The following is a 5,206-nucleotide window of genomic DNA, read 5'->3' as shown; positions in this document are numbered from 1 at the left end:
CCAGACGAGAACCGATGTACGTGCTCGTACTCGAGGAATCGTTGTTCGCATTCGACATCGAAACACCGCCATACGGGTTCGCGAGTGGCAGCCACGATAGACCACACGGCTGGCTGCAGTGGATATGTAGTACATATCGCAATAATGCGTCGAGGAAGAACCCGAAACGGAACCCACCGGAACCACGTCCATGTACTTGCCATGTGCAACGGCCGTTATCCATACGCCCGAGCTTGTGCCTCCTTTCACCATACGGGTCGTGCCGTCAGGCATCCAGATGCGCCACTTGCCGGCGTTGCCGCTGTCATTAGGAAGGTCAACGCCGTCCATCATGTCATACTTATGACCGTAGATATCCTCGTAGCCAAGGCAGCAGATATTGTTCACCTGCGTGACAGTAGCACCGCCGTAGTCATCCTCGCCCCGGTACCAGGCGTACTGGTGGACCATGTTGTCCACAAGCGAGTTCGTCACGTTCGGGTTGATGGCGTGCGCCTCTTCATAACCGATCGTATCGGTCATGCCGCGTGAAGCGGTACCGCCGGTGGTACGGTTGTAAGTATGCTGGCCCGCACCGCATTGTTCCTGGCTGTCACGACGGCCATAGGCGGCGTAGAAGAGGTTGGCGATACGGGAGTGCATCAGCGCATCAATCTGCTGCATACCACGCTGTACCGAGTAATAATGGAAGTCGGCCCAGCTCATGCTCGCCGTAGTGCTGCCGCCGGTGATACAGGCGCGGAGCTTGGAACCGACAACCGAACTGCCCACAACCGCGCAAAGGTGCTCGTCATTGGCTACCCAGTCCGGCTCCATGTCCTCGATCCTGTCGGAGTTGGAAAGCACTACCTTGTCGAACTCCGCGGTGTTCAGTATAGAGAAATGCAGCGCTGTGGCACCGGCAGGAACGTCGGCGATCAGGTACATGCCCGCCTCGAACTTGTTGGAGAGGGTCGGAACAACGATGGAACTGACTACGGCGCCGGTATTGTCAGTGAACACGCTGCCGACAAGGTTCGTACCGGGAACGCTCGGGAACCGGACACGCTTGTGCCCGCTGACGTTCACCTTGCAGACGGAATACGTGGTGTCGGCACTGTAGCTGTTCGCAAGCGTATCCTTGCCGCTCATGATCTTACGACCGCCCAGGTAACCGCCGGCTTCCTTGATGTCATCCAGCGTGAGGATATCAGCATCAGGAACGGAGGGCATGTCATCCCGGTCCTTGCTGCTGTAGCAGGAGTAATGCTTGCCGTTCAGGTAGTCATTGATGCCCTTTGACCAGAAAAACGGCTCGAGCATCATCCAGTCGCCCTCGCTGCCGTCAAGTCTGGCGGCGCTGCCGTCGGCGTAACGGTTGGAATTGCCGTCATCCAGCGGGTAATAGGTCATCTCGCCGTCGAGGTTGTTCACCGTCGTATCGACATTCGCGATCTTCACGCTGCGCGTGGTAGGCTTCCTGGTCACTTTCGCCAGCACGCGGTGACGCTGTTTCAGGATGGCGGTGATATGGCCGCTCGCCCTGTAAGGCGTACCGTACTTATAACCTGTCCTGTTGTCCGGGTTGCTGATATTGGCGTCGTCGGCCACATCATCGTCGGACTCGATCATCGTGTATTCGGGCTGGAGGATGTTCAATTCCGGGAAATGGGCTTTCAACGCCTCGTATCTCTCATCCTCGACATAGTTGGTAAGGCGCACCGTACCCGCCAGCGCGCACGTGTCCGTGGCGTTGCCTTCAGCGTCCACGCCGCCCATCTTCATGAACCGGTTCAGCCATGTGCCGTCGTCCTCCCGGTCGATGCCGGTCACGCGGATGCGTTCCACGCCGGAACAGCGGTTCAGCAGGGTTTCCCAGTTCACCCCCGGACAGCCGTCCACGATAAGCGTCTTCACTTTACTGTAGTTCTCCAGCGTGAGCCCGCTTGTGACCAGTTTGCCCAGGTATTCCAGTTTCAACACGGTCAGCGTGCCGGGAAGCCAGGCCCTCGTCAGCGGGGCACCCTTGGCGAAGGTCACGCTCTGCACCTGCGTGCCTCTCGCGTCAAGTTCCTCCAGCTTGGTCTGGTTCGTGAAGTCAAGCTCGGTGCTGGTGTTGCTCCCGGTCTTGGCCTGTGCCTGGTTGCGCAGGTTCACCTTACGCAGCTGGCGGCAGCTGCCGAGGTTCAGCCACCAGCCAGTCGAACCGGTGGAGGGGCTTTGCAGGTTCAGCTCACGCAATACGGTACATTTACCCAGGTCAAGGCCGTTCTTCAGGCGGTCCGAGGCGCCGGTCATGTCAAGCACACGCATGCGGCTCGCGCCGTAGATACGCAGGGGGTCGTTTACCGTGTAGGCCCCCGTGATTTGAAGGGTGGCCACCTTGCCGCCCTCCACGATGCCGGTACCCCCGATATTGGGGCTGTTGTTCGTGCCGTAACCGAAAGCGTACACCTCGCTCGCCGTGATCTTCACCACGTCGGCGGCATCGGAGGCGGTACGGGCCATGTAAAGGTCGATGTTGTCACTCGTGAAGTTGCTCGTGCCGTATTTGGCGTCCAGAAGGGCGAAACGGTTCTTCACGAAATAACTGCGGTGCGCAGCGTTGCTTCCCTGAAGGGCGTAGATGAACGGCCATTTCTTGCCGTAAACCTCTTCCATGTTCGGGCGGATATACTTCAGGTAGCCGCTCTTGTTGTACGCACGGTCGCTCCAGTTGCCCGCCTGTTCCACGTCAAGCATCGACAGCACGCGATCGACCGTCATTTTCGCGCGGTAAGCGGCGGCGCAGGCTTTCAGCTCGTCCTGCAGGTTGGCCAGAACGAGGTTCCAAAGCCAGCTGTCGCGGCCCTCGAAGGCGTATTTCCCCGCCTCCGCGTCCCACGTGTCACGGTCGAGCGTGTAGTCGTAGGCAAGGAAACAGTCGTTCCTCTTGGCAAGCTGGGTGTCACCGTCGTAGTAGGTGGTGTACCAGACCAGCCCGTCCCAGGTACGCAGGAGAATGTTCTTCGCGCGCTGGTCAACGCTCGCGAAGTAGTCGGTGTGCACGTAGTAGGTCAGCAGGTGGTCCACATCAAAATACTGGCCGATTTCCGTCCTGAACTTTTCACTCACGAAGGTGCCCAGGTCGTCCGCGGTGGCGTTTGCCGGGACACATGAACGGATCCAGCCGAAAAGGCGTTTCAGCGCGGACTGCTGGGCCGTGTTCAGGCCCGCCCATTTCACGTCGTCCGGGTAGTTGGTTTCCAGGCCGGCATCGAAACCGGCGGCAAGATCCGCGTCGCCGGAGCTCTGGAAAAGGCAGACCCTCTCGCCGTTGTTCAGCGTCTCCAGCGTCATCGGGCAGGAAGGGGTGAAACCGTCAAGCCCCTCCATGCCGAACAGCCTGCCGCTCTTGCTCTTCTCGTTGTTGAAGTTGTACTGCCCGTAGTAGGTGCTCTCCCCGTCAGCGGTCTCCGCGCTGAACACGTCGATGGGGAAACCGTCGATGCTCTGCCTAACCTTCACCGCGTTCAGGTCACCGCCCGCCTGTTCCAGCTGGTAACGCTGCGGAGGGGTCAGAAGGCCCAATTCGAGCATCACGTCGTTGTACAGCTTCGCCACACCGGTATTCAAAGTCATGGACGAGTCGGAATAGTCGGACTTCATGCAGAACAGGTCCATCGGGATGCTTCCGGGGCGCATCATGTACCTGTTGCCGCCAAGGGGGTCCGGGACGCCGTTGATCTCGAAACTGAGGTTCGCGCCGCCCTTGGTGAAGTAGATGCGGATGTTCTTGCTCGGGTATTTCGTGGAACTGGTACCCTGGATACGGATGTAGCAGTCGCGGAGGACGAAGTCGTACTCCTTGCCGAAAGGGGACCAGAAATAGACGTCGGCGATGAAGTCGGTCTTCTTGTTGTTCGTCTCGTTCACCTCGTCAAGGCCGCCCTTGCGGACGATGCGCATCACGCCCTTCCCCTTGGCGCGCAGCTTGTCGATATCGACGTCGCCGCTGCCGCCCAGGATGTCGTTCTCCTCGTACAGGCGCATCATGTCGTCGCTGCTGCCGGCATCCACCATCCGGTTCTCCAGGACTTCGTCATCGCTCAGGGCACGGTTGTAGATACGGATGTTCTTCAGTTCCACGTCGGCGGACGCGCTGTCGACGGTGATGCCCGCCGGGGTGTCCTGGCGGAAGTAGTAGCTGTTGTCGTAGATGTCAGCACCGGCACGGTTGCCGTTCACGTAAAGTTCCATCAGGCGCCCGTCACCGCGTTTGCCGATGACGAAGGCGACCTTCAGCCACTTCTCGGGGGCGAACTTCGTGCCGATCTTGATTTCACGGCTCGCGTCCTCACCGTCCTCGTTCGTGTAGTGCAGGATGGTGCCGGTCTTGATGCTCGCCTCCTCGCTCGTGACACTAAGGCCTTTCCCCTTATCCATGCAGCTGATCACCTCGCCCTGACGGTCCGTCACACCCGATACCCGGAACTCCATCTCGATGGTAGCGCCGGAGGCGCCGGCATCATCCTTGAACAGCTGGTAGCCGATGACGGCCTTCGCCCCGCCCGTCAGTTTCAGGCTGTCACCCGTCCAGCCGTTGCTGCTCCAGTCGAAGCCCTCGAAGATTGTCTTCACGCCGTTATACTCCCACCGCGCCGGGTCGCTCTCGCTGTTGCTGCGGCCGGACGGGCTAAGCTTCACTTGAAGGCCGTAGGTGGCCTCGCTGATGTCGATGCCGCTCTCGACCACGTCAATGTGGAAAGTGTAGGCGGTGGCACCGACCTTCAGCTGCATCTGCTGCCGGCCCTGCTCCGTGAAGCGGTTCCGGTAGGTCTGGGCGGTACGCGGGACGCTCACCGTCTGGAGAAGCGTGCCGTTCCTGTAGATGCCCACACCCGCCGGGGTGGTACCGGGATCGTAGGCGGCAAACTTGAACTCGCAGTTCTCGTACTGCCCCACCTCGATGACCGGGGAGAGGTGGTCGGCACCGGTAAGGATACGACCGTCCCGGTGGGTGACCATCAGCCCCACGTAGGGGACGCTGCTGCCGCTCTTCAGGATATCGATATGGATGCTCTCGCTTTTGAGCGTCAGGCCGTCGCCGGCATCCATCTCGGCGACCATCTGGACGGTATGCCGGCCTACCGACAGGGAGGACATGGAGAGCGGGAAGCTGCTGTTGGTCGTACCGCTGCGGGTGACCGTGTGGGCGTTCTGCTGTTTGCCGTCCACGTAAAGGGTC

At 60.0% G+C, this 5,206-nt stretch carries 1 pseudogene; it reads right to left on the bottom strand.

Features of this window, described 5'->3' with window-relative positions:
• A pseudogene (locus HMPREF9007_RS09555) lies at positions 1-5,206 on the bottom strand (LamG-like jellyroll fold domain-containing protein); the annotation flags it as partial.

This window comes from Bacteroides sp. 1_1_14 (assembly GCF_000162515.1).
Taxonomy (GTDB): domain Bacteria; phylum Bacteroidota; class Bacteroidia; order Bacteroidales; family Bacteroidaceae; genus Bacteroides; species Bacteroides thetaiotaomicron.
This window is presented reverse-complemented; position numbering and strand designations above follow the sequence as displayed.